The following is a 17,569-nucleotide window of genomic DNA, read 5'->3' on the forward strand; positions in this document are numbered from 1 at the left end:
GGATTATTCCTTAAAAATATTGAGCTGAATCATATAGGGCAATCCTAATCTAGAAACCAAAGCTGTGCGGGATTGAGGATGATTAAGCGATTCCTTATATAAAAGTTTTTTGAAATGTGAATTAAATTGAGTTCGAGGATGTTGTATCAACACATCTTCAGCATATGTTTTTGAGAATCGTGCATAATCAGTGCCAATCACATCGCATGAAGTCGCTTGTTGTAGCAAGAGAGCCTCTATCGGTAAATCTTGATTAGATTCATCTAAATACCCATTCATATGTAGACAAATAGCTTCAGAAATAATCTTTGTTCTTGATGCATCATACTGATGTTTTAGACATAAACTTTCCGAACGTAAGGCGCTTTCATAAGTAAAGCAGTTACAAGAATATTGATCCAAATGCTCAACTAAACCTAAATCGTGCATTAAGCAAGCAATGACAAAACTCTCTTGGTCAAAATGCCAGTCTTTGCTATGTGCTATACCGACTCCCCAAAAAAAGCTACGCCAGGAATGGTGGAAAATTATTCGATCTTGTGTGTTTTCTAGCTCAGCCATTGCCTCTTTAACCATAGGTGTATCAGGGATTTGAACATCGTGTAATGCAAAATGAGTATGATTAACATGAGATTGTACAAAGGTTTTGGCGTACTTATACGTGGTTGGAAGTAAAGTCTGTTTGAGCAGGTTGATTTTTTCTTTAAAGCTTAGACTTCCTTGGTTGATTTCCATCCATTTTCGGGATCCGATCATAACAAGTTATTCCTATTGTTAATAATTAGAGTAATTACTCTAATTATTCTCTCTGAATTTATTGAGGAATACAAGAAGCTTTAAATCAATAGTGAGTGAAGCTTAGCATTGTTCCTTGAGTAGATAAGCAACTTCTTATGGTTTTTAATAGAGTTGGTGATATAAAATAGATGAGTTGTCTGATTAGAATAGGCTAGAATTGAATCAAAGGTGTGATAAAAAAGAGTATAAAATTTAGATTTTCATCGCATGGAGGAAATGAAACTCTTAAAAACAAATCAAATTACAAAATAATATGACTATTTTTAAGCATTAATTGGGCGTGTATAAAAAAATACTCTAAACTTGTCGACTTTCCGATATTTCCTATTTCTTATCATAAAGATATCAGACGTGAATTTTGCAGATACTCATTACTTTATTTTAATTGTGCCCATCTGCCTGATATTAATGGGTAGTTTACTTCTGATTTGTCACTTCTTTTTTAAAGCGCCTACATATTTATTTTGGTTGGGGATTGGTTATATTGTGCCGTCATTTTCTTTGGCTTCACAAAGCTTTATGACCAACCAACAGTTGACATTAACAGCACCACTTTTAGGCTGTTTCTATTTACTCGGAGCTTGGGCAAGTGCTTATGCCATGGCATTACGCAAAGATGGAAACGCTCACAATCTATTGGCATTTGCTTTAATTGCTTTAACACTGCCGTTCATGATTTACTTTTCATATGTTGATGAACAGCTTTGGATTAGAATGCTGATTTTAAATCTAGCCATTGCGACAATTGAGTCTTTGGTTTTGCCCTCACTTTTTAAAGATTATCAACATCGTGACTGGCTTAATAAATTAGTAGATTATTCCTATCTTTTCATTGTTTTATATACTTTTTCCCGTAGCGTTATTGTTTACTTCTGTCTGCAAAATATTCAATCGAATATGCTTGTAGATTCTGCTTGGTGGCTCATGATGTTAGCTGCAAGTATTCTGTTGAGCTTATGGTTTGCGATTATTGTTGTTGGAACACTGGTTCGGGATATCATTTTAAAATTGAATGATGATCGTTCAAGAGATCCACTGACACATTTGCTTAACCGCCGTGGGTTCTATGATGCTGCAAAAACAAGCTTAATTGACTTATCTCAAACACAATATTTTGTATTGATGTGTGATGTTGACCATTTTAAAAAAATTAATGACACTCATGGGCATTTGATTGGTGATCAAATTTTACAGAGAGTTAGTGATTTGGTCAGTCAAAATGTCGGAGAAGAAGACTTGGTCGGGCGTTTTGGAGGAGAAGAATTCATTGTTTTATTACAGGCTGCCGATGCTGAACTTGCTTATAAAATTGCTGAGAAAATACGTATAAGTATTGAAAACGAGGTTTTTTCTTCTAAAAGTATCTTATTAACAGCCAGTTTCGGGCTGGTTCAGTTACAGTATCGAAATTTAGCACTCGGTATAGAATCTGCAGATAAATGCTTATATGCCGCCAAACGTGCTGGTCGTAATTGTATTATCCAGGGCTAATGAATGCACGGATAGTTAGAAATTAAGATTTGCAATAATATTAAAAATGATAAAAACCAAGTAAAACAGTTTAGAAAGCATAAACTTCCTGTCATACTACTGTCCAACAGAATGGATACTTTTAAATCGAGGTAAAAAACGTGATTTCAGTGGGTATTGTCGGTGGAACGGGTTATACAGGCGTTGAATTGTTGCGTCTTTTACTGCGACATCCAAATGTTCAAGTGAATGTACTGACATCGCGTACTGAAGATGGTCGTCGAGTAGATGATATGTTTCCTAGTTTACGTGGACATACGACACTTCACTATTCAGATTTAAAAATTGATGAACTAAAAAAATGTGATGTAGTATTTTTCGCGACGCCGCATGGTGTTGCAATGCAACATGCCAAAGAGCTATTAGCATCAAACACCAAAGTTATTGATTTAGCAGCTGATTTTCGTTTGCAGAATTTAGCTCAATTTGAAAAATGGTACGGTATGCAGCATGCTTGCCCCGACATTTTAAAAGATTCAGTATACGGTTTGTCTGAGCTTAATCGTGAACAAATTAAACAAGCCAAAGTGGTTGGGAATCCGGGTTGTTATCCTACAACTGTACAACTGGGTTTAGCGCCTTTGTTCAAACAAGCTGCAACATTGGTTAAACCTGAAAGTATTATTATTGATGCAAAATCAGGTGTTTCTGGTGCGGGACGTAAAGCCAGTCTAGGCATGATCTATTCTGAAAATGCCGATAACTTCAAGGCTTATGGGGTTGCAGGGCATCGACATCATCCGGAGATTGTCGAAGCACTTGAAAATATTTCAGGTCAACAAGGTGTATTTGATCACATCCTCTTTGTACCTCATCTGGTGCCGATGATTCGTGGTATGCTCAGTACAATTTATATTGATCTGACTGATGAAGGTGAGCAGGCTGATTTACAAACACTTTATGAGCAGTTTTATGCTGATGAAGCCTTTGTCGATGTAATGCCAGCCAACAGTTCACCAGAAACACGTTCAGTACGTGGTGCAAACCAATTAAGAATTGCGTTGTACAAACCTCAACCGAAAAAGTTGATTGTATTATCGGTGCAAGATAATTTAGTTAAAGGGGCTGCAGGTCAGGCAGTACAGAATATGAACTTAATGTTTGGTTTTGCTGAAGATGCTGGTTTACAAGGTATCGGATTATTACCATAAAAAACGCTTTATAACTTCACACACATTTAACTTTGCGGTTAAATGTGTGTTTTGATGCGATCAATACTTTAGAGATGACGATGCAGAACACAGAAACAAATACCGCGTCACAACCAGCTCAAACACCAAAAAAACCTTTTCTAAAAGGCAATATGCCGTTGGTGATCGGGGGTGTCGTATTATGTGCGGGTAGTGTACTTTTAGGCTATACAGTTGGACACCGCCAAGGACTGACGGTTGTTGGTTTTGATGCAGACGCAGAACAATTGGTAGAAGTGGTTAAACAACAAAAAACGACACTGGCTACGTTAAATAAAAACTTAAATGCAACTGTACAAGAACGTGATGTGGCTGTTTCTAATGCCAATGATTTATTAGAAGCATTGAATAAAGCCAATGCAGAAAAATCACAAGTCGATGTGATGAGTGCAATTTACCGTGAAGTGTTAAAACAACGCGGTGGTTTAAGTTTAACGATTCAAAATCTCGCGGTTAAACCTTTGCCTGAAAATGCTTATGAATATCAACTTGATCTGATTCAAGTGAGTCCAAGACGTGCAACAGGTACAGTGGAAATTCGCTTAATTAGTGGTACAGAAGTGTTGACTGTGCCAATGAGTGATGCGAACTACAATTTTACGGATTATGAGCGTTTAACAGGTCGCTGGACGATGCCGAAAGGTTTCAACCCACAATTTATCGAAGTGCGTTTAAATGGTGCTACGCCAGTCATTAAGCGATTCAGTTGGTCACGCGGAAAGGCTGTGGACAGTGCAGCCGCATTTGCTGCTGAGGTACCTCAAGCAGAAGCTAATTCTCAATAAATCATAAGTATTTTGGAAAATATGCGAACTAATAAGCGTCAAATGAGTTTAAATGAAGTGAAATCATCGTTCCGTGATTCAGGATATGTAGATTGGCATTTGAATATTCGTGCAAGCCAATCTGAAGATCCTCATCACGAACAGGGGGATGTTGCTGTCCAAACAGCTCCCCCTGAAGTAAAAAGACCACCGATGTATTCAGTCATTTTACTAAACGATGACTATACGCCAATGGACTTTGTTATTGAAATTTTACAACAATACTTTGCTTTGAATCTTGACCAAGCCACTCAAGTAATGTTAACAGTACATTATGAAGGCAAAGGTGAAGCTGGCGTATATCCGAGAGATATTGCGGAAACAAAAGCCAACCAAGTAAATAACTACGCTCGATCTCAAGGTCATCCATTACTTTGTCAGATTGAGCCAAAAGAATAAGGGGGTTTCATGCTCAGTCGTCAATTAGAAGTTTCACTCCGTTTGGCTGTTAGCATGGCTCGTCAAAAGAGACATGAGTTTCTTACGGTTGAACATTTATTATTAGCTTTACTCGATAACGACTCAGCGGTAAATGCTTTAAAAGCATGTGGTGCTGAAATTATCAGTTTGCGTAAAGAATTAGAGGAGTATGTTGAGCAACATACGCCTAAACTCGGAGAAAACAACGACCAAGCCCCTCATCCAACTGAAAGTTTTGATCGTATATTGCAACGTGCAATTTTCCATGTTCAATCGAGTGGTGGTGATCGTACTGTAGAAGGTGCGGATGTTTTGGTTGCAATGTACTCTGAACGTGACTCTTTTGCTGTGTATTTGCTCAAACGTCATCAAATCAATCGTTTAACGCTGACTCAATATTTATCGCATGGTGCGCGTAAAGAAGAGATTCAGGTTGAAGAAGAATCTGATGATCTTGAAGGTGAATCAAGCGCTTCAGCAAATGCAGGTCCACTTGAGCTATATACCTTAAATTTGAATATTGAAGCGCAAAAAGGCAAAACTGATCCTTTGATTGGTCGTGAGAAAGAAATTGAGCGCGCTGCTCAAATTCTCTGCCGTCGTCGAAAAAATAACCCTTTATTGGTGGGTGACCCTGGTGTGGGTAAAACTTCAATTGCTGAAGGTCTTGCTTGGTTAATCGTGAATGGTAAAGCGCCTAAACCACTTGCCAATGCTGAAGTGTTTAGTCTAGACATAGGGGCTTTAGTTGCAGGTACTAAATATCGTGGTGACTTTGAGAAACGTTTAAAACAACTACTGAACGCTTTGAAAAAGAAACCAGATGCGATTTTGTTTATTGACGAAATACATATGATTATTGGCGCTGGCTCAAGTATGGGCAGCACGATGGATGCATCCAATTTGATCAAACCTGCATTGGCAAATGGGACTTTACGTTGCATTGGTTCAACGACTTTCCAAGAATATCGTCAAGTTTTTGAAAAAGATCATGCTTTATCACGTCGTTTCCAAAAAATTGATGTAAATGAGCCATCTATCTCAGAGACAATCGATATTTTACGTGGGTTGAAAAGCAAATTTGAAGATTTTCATCATGTCAAATATGAAGATTCAGCTTTAGTGTCAGCGGTTGAGCTTTCTGCTAAATTTATCAATGATCGTTTCTTACCTGACAAAGCAATTGATGTGATTGATGAAGCAGGTGCGCAACGCCGTTTGAAAGCAGAACAAGATGATACATTGATCACGGTTGAAAATATCGAAGATATTATTTCTAAGATTGCACGTATCCCGCCTAAAACTGTTTCTAAAGATGATAAATCTGTATTGGAATATTTGGAGCGTGATCTTAAGCGTGTTGTATTTGGTCAAGATGAAGCGATTAGTGCATTAGCATCTGCGATTAAATTGTCACGTGCTGGTTTAAAAGCACCAGATAAACCAGTCGGTAGTTTTGTGTTTGCTGGTCCTACAGGTGTGGGTAAAACCGAAGTCACCAAACAATTGGCAAAATTACTGGGTGTTGAACTTGTGCGTTTCGACATGTCTGAATATATGGAACGTCATGCGGTATCTCGATTGATCGGTGCGCCTCCTGGTTATGTGGGTTATGATCAAGGTGGTTTGCTGACGGATGCCATCCATAAAAATCCGCATTGCGTATTGTTATTGGATGAAATTGAAAAAGCGCATCCAGATGTATTCAATTTGTTATTACAAGTCATGGATCATGGGGCGTTAACTGATAATAATGGGCGTAAGTCTGATTTCCGCAATGTGATTATTGTGCTTACCACCAATATTGGAGCTGAAAGTATTTCTCGTACCAGTATTGGATTTACAGAGCAAGACAACAGTAATGACAATCAGGAAGCAATGAAGCGTGCATTTGCTCCAGAATTCCGTAATCGTTTAGATGGCGTGATTCAGTTTAAAGCTTTACCTACAACCGTGATTGAATCTGTGGTAGATAAGTTCTTAACTGAGCTTCAAGCACAGCTTGATGACAAGAAAGTTGTACTTGAAGTTGATCAGTCTGCACGTGATTGGATGGCTGAAAATGGTTATGATCGCTTGATGGGCGCACGTCCAATGCAACGTTTAATCCAAGAGCATCTGAAGAAACCGCTTGCTGAAATGATCCTCTTCGGTGAGCTAGCAGATCATGGCGGTAATGTTGCAGTGTCTGTGAAAAAAGAGAATGGCAAAGCTGTTGGCTTAACACTTGAGGTTTTTGAGGACCAAACTGCTGAACCAGCATAATGATGGACGATGCTTAGCCTTAGTGATTTAGAAAATAACCCGCATTGATTGCGGGTTATTTTTTATTTGAATAATCTGTTTCTACAATCTTCATATTTTGCAGCCATGTTAAGAATAATGTTGGCCATTGCGTTGTTTCTGTATTTGCCTTTCCTAAACCCCAGCCATGTCCACCATTTTTAAATAAATGTAATTCATAAGGGATTTTGTTTTTATCTAAAGCGATTTGCATATCTAAACTATGTTGAACAGGTGCAATGCGATCATCAAGCGCATGTGCTAAAAATATTGGAGGAGTATGTTGATTCACCTGTAAATTGACTGAAAAAAATGCTTGTTTCACTGAATCATGATTTTTCCCCATTAAACTTTTATAAGCATGCGTATGATCTAAGGGGGCTTGCATACTAATCACAGGATAAAGTAAAGCGACAAAGTTTGGTTGAGCTGAGACTTGATCGATTGAATCATGAAGTGTTGAAAATTGATGTGACCATTGGGTAGCAAGCATACCTGCTAAATGTCCGCCAGCAGAAAATCCCAATACACCAATTTTTTCTGGATCAATATTAAATCGTTCTGCTTGAGCCCGAATGATGCGTATGGCTCTTTGTCCATCTTGAAAGGGCGCAAGAGTATCATTAGCATCCTGATTGGGCAATCGATAAACCAATTCAAAAACAGTAAAACCGTGTTGTTGTAGAAACTCTGATGTAGGTGTACTTTCTTTGGCAAGTTCTTCTCGGGCATATCCACCACCGCTGATCGTCATAACTGCAACATGGTTATTATATTTTGGTGTATATACGTTGAGATAGGGGGAGTTAATGTGGCTGACTGCACCATGTTTAATAACTGTATTTGGATTTTGTGTTGTGATGGATGTGTTTGTCCAAAGCGGAAGCGTAAATGTTGCTGCTTTTGTTTGTTGGCTGAAAAACAAGATCAGTAAGAAACCACATAAGGTATAGTGGATGTTCATTTAAGACGCCAAGATTTTAGAGATTATTATTTTATCGTATTTGTTTGCGTATAAAATAATCGATGGATGCTTTAATGTAGGATTTTCTTTTTTTAGTTCAACATAGGCAATAGTTGAATACTAAAAATTGAATCAGTCATCAAGGAAATTAAATTTATTGCTGATATTCTATGAAAATCACCTATACTTTTACAATATCAATTACGCTTGAGTAGAAATGGATATTGCATTTAATAAACTGTTCACCACGATTTTATTATTTTTAGTCACGGCAGTTACTGAAATTCTAGGTTGTTATTTTCCTTATCTCATTTTAAATCAAAACAAAAGCCATTGGTTATGGATACCTACTGCCTTAAGCTTAGCCGTATTTGTTTGGCTTTTAACTTTACACCCAGCAGCATCTGGGCGGATTTATGCAGCATATGGCGGAATCTATATTTTTTCGGCCTTAATGTGGCTGAGATTTGTTGATCAAGTTAGTCTCAGCCGTTGGGATTTACTTGGAGGATGTATCGTCATCATCGGAGCTTTGGTGATTATTTTACAGCCACAAGGGTTGATTCGCTAAAGACGTCCCGAATAGTTTGAATTTAAGATTTAGATTTTAGGTTAATGCGATCCCAATATTTCTAACTGAGTTATTTTACAAACTTCAGGTATTGCTTTCCGGTATTCTTGATAATCTTGAGTATATTTTTTAAACCATTTTTGATATTCAGGGTTCAATCTTAAATTTGCTAGATTGGGCTCATCTTCAAAAGAAGAAGGTTCAGTGCTGTTCTCATCTGAAAATTCTAATTGCTTTAAATACGAGAGTGCTTTTGCGGGTTGATTCAATAAGGCATAAAATTCAGCTAAAAATTCATTTTCACGCTGAGTATGCTTACGATTTTTATTGACCACTGTTTCAATTTTTTGTTGATTATCCCTTAACCATTTTTCAGCTGCTTTGGGGTTCTCTCTATTCAAGCCTTGGTAGTATTGCTGCGCAAGAATGATAAAGTTTCCAGAGTCAAAGGCTTGTTCAGGATTGGATAGATACTCAAATAAAGGCTTTTTGAGGATGTCCATTAAACGTTTCTGTTCTTCTATATCTCGATGATACTTGTATAGCAACATTAATTTATCACTTAATACAGCATAATAGTTCCTTTGATATTCTTCATCGTCAGGTTCAATTTGAATCAAGGTTTCAAACAATTGCTCCGCTTTAAGTAAATAAGTTAAACGAGGAGTTGGATCACTATTTTTTCGGTAATAAACAGACATTTGTGCATAGAAAAGTCCAAAATTATTCAATGCAATGGTATCTTTCGGGTCACGTTTCTTTAATGCAAGATAGGCTTGTTCTGTGAGTTCTTGAATAGGATGAGACTGCTCTGTGCAATGTTGATCAAGTAAATATTCAGCATAGCCAGAAGTAATGATCGCATAATTGTGTAAATAAACTGAATCGTTATAATCAATCTCTTCAGCTTTGAATAATTGTTGCACAGTGGGCTGTGATTTTTTGATTTGAGCTTTGATCTGAGGTTCTAGTTTGGCTAGTTTTTTATTTCCCAAAACCTGATCACTTAAATTTTCAATGGTTTCAATATCATTGTCACTGATCTCAGCGTAGGCGATTGTGCAACTCAATGATAATAATAATAAGAGATTTTTTATTTTCAAGATGAATTCTTCACATTTATATTATTACAAATAATTGTATAGAAGCTCAGTTAAAACAGCAAAATTTGTTGTATTTGAATTAAAAAAGCATCCAGTAAACTGAATGCTTTTTATCGGTCATCCATGACTATTGAATAGGTGGATGCTGTAATTGGTTTAACTCTTTTTTACTGAAACCTCTTGAGATCAGTACTTTCTTAATTCCAGTAATCACATCTTGATCTGTAGTGTTCATCAACGCGGATAAGAGTTGATCATTGGATTTACAAGAGCAATCATTTTCAACACATGCAATCTGATTTTTATGTTCATTTTGCACAGTATCTTTAGCCATAAACAGCTTTTGCCAAAAACTCATAGAGCCTTCATACGCAACCTAACATAGTTCGAAATATAGACGTTTTTTTATAAAATTCAAGATGGCTGCTAAGGTAAATGGTCGAGTTATAGACTAAATTTGCCAACCATTGAAAATTTTCTAAGTTGCTTTTTTGACTTTAAATATAAGAAAATACGATATGTTGTTGATATAAGTAAATATTATTAAGAAATAAAAATGCCATGAAATCTGTCATGGCATGTCATGGTTGTAATAAATTGTTTAAATCTTTTTAAGCAAAACCCCAGATTCAACATGATGGGTGTAGGGGAATTGATCAAACATTGCAAATTTAACAATTTTATGAGTCTTTGTGAGGGTTTCCAGATTGCTGTAAAGTGTATCTGGATTACATGAGATATAAAGAATCGTCTCGAAACCTTGCAATAATTTTAGCGTATCGTCATCAATCCCTGCACGAGGCGGATCGACAAAAACCGTATCAAATTGATAGCTTTGCACATCAATTTCTGCTTCTTGCAAACGACGGAATTCACGTTCACCATTATAAGCTTGGGTAAATTCTTCAGCAGATAGTCGTGCTACTTGAATATTATCAATCTTGTTTTGCTCAATATTCCATTGCGCTGCATAAACAGAAGACTTTGCTAACTCAGTTGCCAAAACACGATTAAAATTTAATGACAATGGAAGGGTGAAGTTACCATTACCACAATAGAGTTCAAGCAAGTCTTGATTGTCGCCATTCACTGCTTGGCAAGCCCACTGCAACATTTTCTGGCAAACTTGCGCATTAGGTTGAGTAAAACTACTTTCGATTTGTTTATACTGAAATTTTCTTTCAAATACCTGTAATTCTTCAACAACAAACTCATCGCTCAATACTAATTTTTGACCGCGGCTACGTCCAATAATTTTAATATTGAGTTTCTCAGCCAATTGTTTTGCTAAAATTTCCCATTCTTCACTCAAAGGTGCACGATAAATTAATGAGACCAGCATTTCGCCTTTCAGTGTTGCAAGAAAGTGCACTTCAAAAAGACGTTTGGATAAGATCGGATTGGCTTTTAGTTCAGCCAATAAAATTGGCATAAGTTGATTGATACTAAGATCTGCTATAGGAAATTCATCAATACGTGCAACTGTTTTTTGTTGATTTTCATCCCGTTCAAACATGGCATAGAACATATCGTCTTCTGTATGCCAAATACGGAATTCTGCACGCATACGAAAGTTTTGTTCTGGTGAAGCAAAAACTTCAAGTGATGGTGGATTAAATTCAGCAAACTGCGTTTGAATACGTTCAATTTTGGCATCAAGTTGTTGTTGATAAGATGAAGTCATATAAATCAGAAAAACGTTGGAATTAAGCAGTGATGATGGTATCAAAAATAGCTATAGATGGACACCAAATAACAGCCCATCTTACTTAATTTATTCTGCCTATTAGATCAGACCCCGTGGATCATTTATTTTCAACACAGGAGTGAAATGCGAACTAACGATTGCTAAGATGTTCAACCAAATAGTCAATAAACACCCTTACAGCAGGGAGTAAACCACGGCGTGAAGGATAAACTGCGTGAAAAATACCATGAGGTGCTTTCCAATCTGGCAATACACGGACCAATTCACCTGATGCAACAAAATCATTGGCAATCGTATCTGGAAGAAGTGCAATCCCACAGTTTTGACTGGCTAATTTTGCCAGCATCATCAAATCTGAGCCCATAAGAACAGGATTGACTTTAATTTTTTTCTGTTGGTTCTGACCATCATGCAAAATCATTTGCTGATCCAAATGTTCATCGACCATACTTAAAATACGATGTTCAGTTAAATCTTCTGGTTTTTTTAGCATCCCAAATTCATTTAAGTAGGCTTGGCTTGCAAGAAGATGTTGCTCAATATTACCAAATTTTCTTAATACTAAACTTGGGTCATCATCTAAATTTGCACGTACGCGCAAAGCAAGATCAAAGCCTTCATTGATAATATCGACGCGGCGGTTACTGACCAACAGTTGAACTTTAATTTCAGGGTAGGCTTTTAAGAAAGCAGGTAAAATTTTGGATAATTCACTTTGGGCAACAGTAACGGGTACACTGACTTTAATCAGTCCTCGTGGTTGTTCGCTGAGATGATCGACCAAATCATGTGCAGATTGAGCTGCATTCATCATGACTTGAGCGTGTCGATATATGTTCATACCAATATCAGTCACAGCAAAATGACGAGAACTACGCTGAATCAGACGAACGCCTAATTTTTCTTCAAGATTATAGACTCGACGACTCAGCTTAGACTTTGGAATATCGGTCGCACGTTCAGCAGCACTAAATCCGCCATGTTCAACCACCAAACCAAAACAGTAAAAATCATCCAAATCAGTCAGCATGAGCCATTCCATTAATGCAACAATCTGGCATTTTTAACCTTAATTGTTGCATTGAGTCAATTGTGAAATTGTGAAAAAACAAAGAGTTTAAGCCGTACCCGCCATCAGAATAAATTGAACCTGTTTATATTCTTCCAATCTTAAAAGATCTTTGGTCGTTGGATGCGGAATACGAGAAAGATCCATATTGTCTGCCACATCAGCTAATTTGACAATTCTTGCAATTGGATTTTTTACAGCACGATAAGCCGCTTCGATACGTGATTCATTTTCTTTTTTGGTCAAGGCAAGGATGGCATCAACAATTTCTTGACTAAAACCAAGGGAAATTAAATCGACTACAGTTGTATCAGTGTCTTCTAAAATATCATGCAATACAGCCACAATCTGCTGTTCAGAAGTTTTAACTTTAAACATTAATCTCAATGGATGGAAAATGTAGGGTTGTTGTCCTTTATCTTTTTGACCTGCGTGTTTACGAGCTGCTAAAGCAATCGCTTTTTCAATCGTTGACATAGTATCCTTATCTATCTTTTCTGTATTTATAAAAGGTTTTAACCCGTAATTTTGAACCTGCGATAGCATCGTCTAAATTCAGTGTTTAATTTTGCTAACTGGTTTAAAATACAATTTTATTTTGTTCTAAAGCGTATGCCATTTCAACTGATCACTCTAGAAAATTCTCAAGAAAATGTTACATGCCCCCATTGCAGACATCCAGTTATTGATTGGAATGAAGAGCAATATCTTCAACCTTGTGAACATACTTTGTTTATTGCGATGGATTTAGGTTTTGAATATATCTCAGATGCGTTTGAACAGACAATGCAACGCAGTGTGGATGAAATTCATCAACATGATGATCAAGGGCTTAACATCTTCAATGAATTGAGTCAAAGTACCTATGCAGATTATATCATTTTCAAAACCAGCCTAGGTGCCGTCGGTGCTCAAGAAATTTATCGCTATATCGGCTTTAGTGCTTAAATCTAATTTAAAAATACTCGATATAGATCCATATGAGCTGATTATTTCATAAATGTATGTTGGGAGATTTCTACTTCATCAAGCAGCCACTCAACAAATTTCGCAATCAATGGCGATTGTTGTTGTTCTGCATAGACAAAGTAATAGGCACGTGAGCCTTTGAGTTTAATATCAGAGGCAATCACTAAATCACCTGAGCGTAGTTCTTTTTCCAGCAATTTCTGTGGAATAAGTGCAACACCCATATGATGTGTAGCTGCTACAGCAAGCATTGAAAACAATTCATGCCTTTGTCCCTCTAAGGCAAAGGGATGTTCATAGCCATTCACTTCAAACCATTCTTTCCAAATATAGGGGCGTGTGGTTTGTTGTAGTAAAGGTAAAGTTGCTATTTCTTCCGCAGTCAAGCTACGACTTAAATGTCCTGAAGGTGCTTTTAATTCGGGGAAATACTTAAAAATTAAATCAGCTGAACAGACAGGTACCACATCTTCATTCATTAAAAAATGAATTTTTGCACCAGGCCAATTTTCGATTTGTTCGGGTGTTCCCGTATAAATGGCGGCATCAAAAATATGTTCACTGAATAAAAAGGGTTTGGTGCTGGTTTCAAGGTGAATGGTGATTTCTGGATAGACTGCATTGAACTTATAAAGTCTGGGCAATAACCAACGTGTAGCAAATGTCGGAACCACACCAAGCTTTAATGTACCGCCTAAACCTTTATGACTGATTAAATCAAGCGTACTTTGTTCAATACCCAATAAATGAGATTTTATATTTTTATAATAGTGTTCACCTGCTTGGGTTAGTTCAACGCCATGTCGAGTTCGATTGAATAAATGTAGCCCCAAAAAATCTTCTAATTGCTGGACCTGACGAGAGATTGCGCTTTGTGTGAGATGCAATTCTTGTGCAGCAAAGGTATAACTCAAATGTTTCGCAGCAGCTTCAAAACAAATTAAAGATTGTAATGAGGGAATCATTCTACGCATATTCTTTCCTTGAATATCTTGGTTTATTTCGAAGTCACACTGAACATCTGCAGATGTCGTTTTAGCAAAAATAAATCATCAACAATAGTTCCATAATTTTTAATATTTCTAAAAAGCCTATAAAAATACAGCAAGATGAGCAGTTGTATGGATTATTTCAACAATAAAATATGATTTATCCTTAGATTTATAAGAACATAAGATATGCATAAATGGAATATCTGAATGAGAATTTATCGTTTGAAAGAATGATTTTTCACACATAACATCAAGGGCAAGAACACAAAATACATCAAGCAGAGGATGCGATGAATCAAATGGTCAATTCAGCAAAAAAACCACGTGTACAGTTTAATTGGCAAGATCCCTTTTTATTGGAACAGCAACTCACTGAAGAAGAACGTATGATCCGTGATGCTGCCTATGCCTATTCACAAGATAAATTGATGCCTAGAGTGCTTGAGCAGTTTCGCCATGAACAGACAGATATTTCAATTTTTCGTGAAATGGGGGAATTGGGTTTATTAGGACCTACAATTCCTGAGCAATATGGCGGTGCAGGGCTTAATTATGTGAGTTATGGTCTGATTGCCCGTGAAATCGAGCGTGTGGATTCGGGCTATCGTTCAATGGCGAGTGTACAAAGTTCATTGGTGATGGTGCCTATTAATGAATTTGGCTCAGAACAACAGAAGCAGAAATATTTACCAAAACTGGCATCTGGTGAGTTCATTGGCTGTTTTGGTTTAACCGAACCTGATCATGGATCTGACCCAGGAAGTATGATTACACGGGCAAAAAAAGTTGCAGGTGGTTATCGTCTGACGGGTGCGAAAATGTGGATTACCAATAGTCCAATTGCAGATGTATTTGTGGTTTGGGCAAAGGAAGTTTCAGCGGAAGGTCATGTCGGTGAGATTCGGGGCTTTATTTTAGAAAAAGGTTGGGAAGGACTTTCAGCACCTACAATTCATGGCAAGGTGGGTTTGCGTGCCTCGATTACTGGCGAAATTGTCATGGACAATGTTTTTGTTCCTGAAGAAAATGCATTTCCTGAAATTCGTGGTTTAAGAGGTCCTTTTACTTGCTTAAACAGCGCTCGTTATGGAATAGCATGGGGTGCAATGGGCGCTGCTGAGTTCTGTTGGCATACTGCTCATCAATATACAATGGATCGCAAACAGTTTGGTCGTCCTTTAGCAGCAAACCAATTGGTGCAAAAGAAGTTGGCAGATATGCAAACCGAAATTGCACTAGGTTTACAAATTGCTTTGCGCTTTGGACGTATGAAAGATGAGGGAATTGCTTCGGTGGAAGGAACTTCCTTAATTAAACGTAATAACTGCGGTAAAGCCTTAGATATTGCTCGTGTCGCTCGAGACATGATGGGCGGAAATGGCATCAGTGATGAATTTGGGGTTGCTCGCCATCTGGTCAATCTTGAAGTGGTTAATACCTATGAAGGTACACATGATGTCCACGCCTTGATTCTTGGACGCGCCCAAACGGGTATCGCTGCTTTTTCTAATTAATTTATAAGTTTTGAAACAGGGATGTTGAATCAGCATTCCTTGAGGCTTTTTTTACCTTAAATTTCACAAAAATAAGGTAAACATATAAACGATAGAAGGATTCATCGTGAAAATATCTCATTATCTTTAACTATTCTACTTAAATACCCTAACTTCACTCCTAGATGGTACTCAATAAAAATAATAAAGAAAGCAATAGAGTAAAGATGAAAGATAAGCGATGACTCATTTGGGAAAATGAGGTAAAGGAAAAATGAACAATGAGGTTCAATCTGTTGCAATTACAGCAAAAGGCACAATGCCTTCGAATATTGGGACTTATGAAAAAATAGGACCCAACACATGGAAATGGGCATTGTTATTTGCATATTTTGCCATGGTGGTTGATGGCGTAGATATTATGTTGTTGTCCTATAGTTTAACCAGTTTAAAGGGTGAGTTTGCATTATCTACTTTTCAAGCGGGTGCTCTAGGGAGTGCATCATTAGCAGGAATGGGGATTGGTGGAATCTTGGGAGGGTGGTCTTGTGATAAGTTTGGTCGGGTGCGCACCATTGCAAATTCGGTGACCTTCTTTTCTGTAGCAACATGTCTATTGGGTTTTACGCAAAGCTTTGAGCAATTTATGGCATTGCGTTTTATTGGTGCATTAGGAATCGGTGCGCTATATATGGCATGTAATACCTTAATGGCTGAGTATGTGCCTACCACTTATCGCACAACTGTATTGGGTACATTACAGACTGGGCAAACAGTAGGCTACATTGTAGCAACACTTTTGGCGGGTGCGATTATTCCAGAACATGGTTGGCGGGTATTATTTTTCATTACAGTCATTCCTGCGTTTATCAATATTTTCTTACAACGATTTGTTCCAGAACCAAAATCTTGGCAGTTGACCAAAATTGATCAAATGCAAACGAAAAAGACGCCTGAAGTTGTAATTCGAGAAAAACCAAAAAGTGGCAGCATCTACAAGCAGATTTTTGCCAACTTTAAACATCGTAAAATGTTTTTACTGTGGATGACGACGGCATTCTTTTTACAATTTGGTTATTACGGTATCAATAACTGGATGCCAAGCTATCTTGAAACTGAAGTGCATATGAATTTTAAAAATCTAACCAGCTATATGGTAGGTTCATATACAGCGATGATTCTAGGCAAAATATTGGCAGGTTATCTCGCAGATAAATTTAATCGTCGAGCAGTATTTATATTTGGTACGCTTGCCAGTGCGATTTTCCTTCCGGTCATTATTTTCTTTAATACACCAGACAACATTTTGTATTTATTGGTCACGTTTGGCTTCCTGTATGGAATTCCTTACGGTGTGAATGCAACCTATATGGCAGAATCATTCTCGACTGACGTTCGTGGTACAGCAATTGGTGGTGCATATAACATTGGACGTGTTGGTGCTGCAATTGCGCCAGCAACCATCGGATTTTTAGCCTCAGGAGGGACTTTTATGACTGCCTTTATTGTTATGGGGGCTGCATATTTTGTCGCAGGCGTACTTCCTGGATTATTTATTAAAGACCGTCAATATGATCCACAACAACAATAGTTATTGATCTAAACATATTAAGCGGCTTATGGCATATCGTAAATATAACGAATTGTTTGTAAGT

The 17,569-nt window shown here is 37.4% G+C and carries 17 protein-coding genes; 9 read left to right on the plus strand and 8 right to left on the minus strand.

Annotated elements, in window-relative coordinates:
- Positions 1 to 3: 3 nt before the first annotated feature.
- The gene (locus I9192_RS10195; protein WP_200150372.1) at positions 4 to 756 is read right to left on the minus strand and encodes an HD domain-containing protein; all 753 of its coding nucleotides are present in this window, start codon (positions 754 to 756) and stop codon (positions 4 to 6) included.
- 450 nt (positions 757 to 1,206) lie between these two features.
- On the opposite strand from I9192_RS10195, the gene I9192_RS10200 reads away from it, so the two are divergent.
- The 5 genes from I9192_RS10200 (at position 1,207) to clpA (ending at position 7,027) form a co-directional block, all read left to right on the plus strand.
- On the plus strand, positions 1,207 to 2,289 hold the full coding sequence (locus tag I9192_RS10200) for a GGDEF domain-containing protein (RefSeq protein WP_200150373.1): 1,083 nt from the start codon (positions 1,207 to 1,209) through the stop codon (positions 2,287 to 2,289).
- A 140-nt stretch (positions 2,290 to 2,429) separates the two neighbouring features.
- Positions 2,430 to 3,479 (plus strand): N-acetyl-gamma-glutamyl-phosphate reductase, encoded by a 1,050-nt coding sequence (gene argC / locus I9192_RS10205; RefSeq protein WP_004830953.1) that lies wholly within the window; start codon positions 2,430 to 2,432, stop codon positions 3,477 to 3,479.
- 80 nt (positions 3,480 to 3,559) lie between these two features.
- Positions 3,560 to 4,303 (plus strand): DUF6776 family protein, encoded by a 744-nt coding sequence (locus I9192_RS10210; protein ID WP_004830952.1) that lies wholly within the window; start codon positions 3,560 to 3,562, stop codon positions 4,301 to 4,303.
- Between the two features lie 21 nt (positions 4,304 to 4,324).
- Positions 4,325 to 4,741, plus strand: a complete 417-nt coding sequence (clpS, locus tag I9192_RS10215) for an ATP-dependent Clp protease adapter ClpS (protein ID WP_004830950.1) — start codon at positions 4,325 to 4,327, stop codon at positions 4,739 to 4,741.
- 9 nt (positions 4,742 to 4,750) lie between these two features.
- Positions 4,751 to 7,027 (plus strand): ATP-dependent Clp protease ATP-binding subunit ClpA, encoded by a 2,277-nt coding sequence (gene clpA, locus I9192_RS10220; protein WP_004830949.1) that lies wholly within the window; start codon positions 4,751 to 4,753, stop codon positions 7,025 to 7,027.
- A gap of 55 nt (positions 7,028 to 7,082) precedes the next feature.
- On the opposite strand, the gene I9192_RS10225 is transcribed toward clpA, so the two are convergent.
- Entirely contained in the window at positions 7,083 to 8,009 is a 927-nt protein-coding gene (locus I9192_RS10225) for an alpha/beta hydrolase (RefSeq protein WP_005029204.1), read from the minus strand.
- 217 nt (positions 8,010 to 8,226) lie between these two features.
- Here I9192_RS10225 and I9192_RS10230 point away from each other — a divergent pair, with 217 nt between their 5' ends.
- Positions 8,227 to 8,580: a YnfA family protein gene (locus I9192_RS10230; protein ID WP_005029202.1), complete on the plus strand. Its 354-nt coding sequence runs from the start codon at positions 8,227 to 8,229 to the stop codon at positions 8,578 to 8,580.
- 41 nt (positions 8,581 to 8,621) lie between these two features.
- On the opposite strand, the gene I9192_RS10235 is transcribed toward I9192_RS10230, so the two are convergent.
- From I9192_RS10235 to I9192_RS10255, 5 genes are all read right to left on the minus strand, one after another.
- A complete protein-coding gene (locus tag I9192_RS10235; RefSeq protein ID WP_005029199.1) occupies positions 8,622 to 9,683 on the minus strand; it encodes a tetratricopeptide repeat protein in 1,062 nt (353 codons plus the stop codon).
- 127 nt (positions 9,684 to 9,810) lie between these two features.
- Positions 9,811 to 10,041 carry a hypothetical protein gene (locus I9192_RS10240; RefSeq protein WP_004830945.1) on the minus strand — a complete coding sequence of 77 codons (231 nt, stop codon included), beginning with the start codon at positions 10,039 to 10,041 and terminating at the stop codon, positions 9,811 to 9,813.
- Between the two features lie 243 nt (positions 10,042 to 10,284).
- Positions 10,285 to 11,367, minus strand: coding sequence for a tRNA (uridine(54)-C5)-methyltransferase TrmA (gene trmA, locus I9192_RS10245; protein ID WP_005029196.1), 1,083 nt, complete (start codon positions 11,365 to 11,367; stop codon positions 10,285 to 10,287).
- 154 nt (positions 11,368 to 11,521) lie between these two features.
- On the minus strand, positions 11,522 to 12,421 hold the full coding sequence (locus I9192_RS10250) for a LysR family transcriptional regulator (protein WP_004830943.1): 900 nt from the start codon (positions 12,419 to 12,421) through the stop codon (positions 11,522 to 11,524).
- Positions 12,422 to 12,508: 87 nt separating this feature from the next.
- A complete protein-coding gene (locus I9192_RS10255; protein ID WP_004830942.1) occupies positions 12,509 to 12,937 on the minus strand; it encodes an HD domain-containing protein in 429 nt (142 codons plus the stop codon).
- Positions 12,938 to 13,072: 135 nt separating this feature from the next.
- Between I9192_RS10255 and I9192_RS10260 the strand changes: the two genes are divergently transcribed.
- On the plus strand, positions 13,073 to 13,408 hold the full coding sequence (locus I9192_RS10260) for a hypothetical protein (RefSeq protein ID WP_005029192.1): 336 nt from the start codon (positions 13,073 to 13,075) through the stop codon (positions 13,406 to 13,408).
- A 41-nt stretch (positions 13,409 to 13,449) separates the two neighbouring features.
- On the opposite strand, the gene I9192_RS10265 is transcribed toward I9192_RS10260, so the two are convergent.
- Complete coding sequence (locus I9192_RS10265; RefSeq protein ID WP_005029191.1) at positions 13,450 to 14,403, minus strand: LysR substrate-binding domain-containing protein; 954 nt, start codon at positions 14,401 to 14,403, stop codon at positions 13,450 to 13,452.
- Positions 14,404 to 14,711: 308 nt separating this feature from the next.
- Between I9192_RS10265 and I9192_RS10270 the strand changes: the two genes are divergently transcribed.
- Together I9192_RS10270 and I9192_RS10275 are read left to right on the plus strand one after the other, a co-directional pair.
- Complete coding sequence (locus tag I9192_RS10270; RefSeq protein WP_199935898.1) at positions 14,712 to 15,935, plus strand: acyl-CoA dehydrogenase; 1,224 nt, start codon at positions 14,712 to 14,714, stop codon at positions 15,933 to 15,935.
- Between the two features lie 253 nt (positions 15,936 to 16,188).
- Positions 16,189 to 17,505, plus strand: a complete 1,317-nt coding sequence (locus tag I9192_RS10275) for an MFS transporter (RefSeq protein ID WP_200150374.1) — start codon at positions 16,189 to 16,191, stop codon at positions 17,503 to 17,505.
- Positions 17,506 to 17,569: the final 64 nt, after the last annotated feature.

It is taken from the genome of Acinetobacter bereziniae, from assembly GCF_016576965.1.
Lineage (GTDB): Bacteria > Pseudomonadota > Gammaproteobacteria > Pseudomonadales > Moraxellaceae > Acinetobacter > Acinetobacter bereziniae.

Excerpts from the sequence above, each read along its gene's own strand:
- I9192_RS10195 (WP_200150372.1), bottom strand. The coding sequence starts at position 756 with ATGATCGGATCCCGAAAATGGATGGAAATCAACCAAGGAAGTCTAAGC.
- I9192_RS10200 (WP_200150373.1), top strand. The coding sequence starts at position 1,207 with ATGGGTAGTTTACTTCTGATTTGTCACTTCTTTTTTAAAGCGCCTACA.
- I9192_RS10210 (WP_004830952.1), top strand. The coding sequence starts at position 3,560 with ATGCAGAACACAGAAACAAATACCGCGTCACAACCAGCTCAAACACCA.
- clpS (WP_004830950.1), top strand. The coding sequence starts at position 4,325 with ATGCGAACTAATAAGCGTCAAATGAGTTTAAATGAAGTGAAATCATCG.
- clpA (WP_004830949.1), top strand. The coding sequence starts at position 4,751 with ATGCTCAGTCGTCAATTAGAAGTTTCACTCCGTTTGGCTGTTAGCATG.
- I9192_RS10225 (WP_005029204.1), bottom strand. The coding sequence starts at position 8,009 with ATGAACATCCACTATACCTTATGTGGTTTCTTACTGATCTTGTTTTTC.
- I9192_RS10230 (WP_005029202.1), top strand. The coding sequence starts at position 8,227 with ATGGATATTGCATTTAATAAACTGTTCACCACGATTTTATTATTTTTA.
- I9192_RS10240 (WP_004830945.1), bottom strand. The coding sequence starts at position 10,041 with ATGAGTTTTTGGCAAAAGCTGTTTATGGCTAAAGATACTGTGCAAAAT.
- trmA (WP_005029196.1), bottom strand. The coding sequence starts at position 11,367 with ATGACTTCATCTTATCAACAACAACTTGATGCCAAAATTGAACGTATT.
- I9192_RS10250 (WP_004830943.1), bottom strand. The coding sequence starts at position 12,421 with ATGCTGACTGATTTGGATGATTTTTACTGTTTTGGTTTGGTGGTTGAA.
- I9192_RS10255 (WP_004830942.1), bottom strand. The coding sequence starts at position 12,937 with ATGTCAACGATTGAAAAAGCGATTGCTTTAGCAGCTCGTAAACACGCA.
- I9192_RS10260 (WP_005029192.1), top strand. The coding sequence starts at position 13,073 with ATGCCATTTCAACTGATCACTCTAGAAAATTCTCAAGAAAATGTTACA.
- I9192_RS10265 (WP_005029191.1), bottom strand. The coding sequence starts at position 14,403 with ATGCGTAGAATGATTCCCTCATTACAATCTTTAATTTGTTTTGAAGCT.
- I9192_RS10270 (WP_199935898.1), top strand. The coding sequence starts at position 14,712 with ATGAATCAAATGGTCAATTCAGCAAAAAAACCACGTGTACAGTTTAAT.
- I9192_RS10275 (WP_200150374.1), top strand. The coding sequence starts at position 16,189 with ATGAACAATGAGGTTCAATCTGTTGCAATTACAGCAAAAGGCACAATG.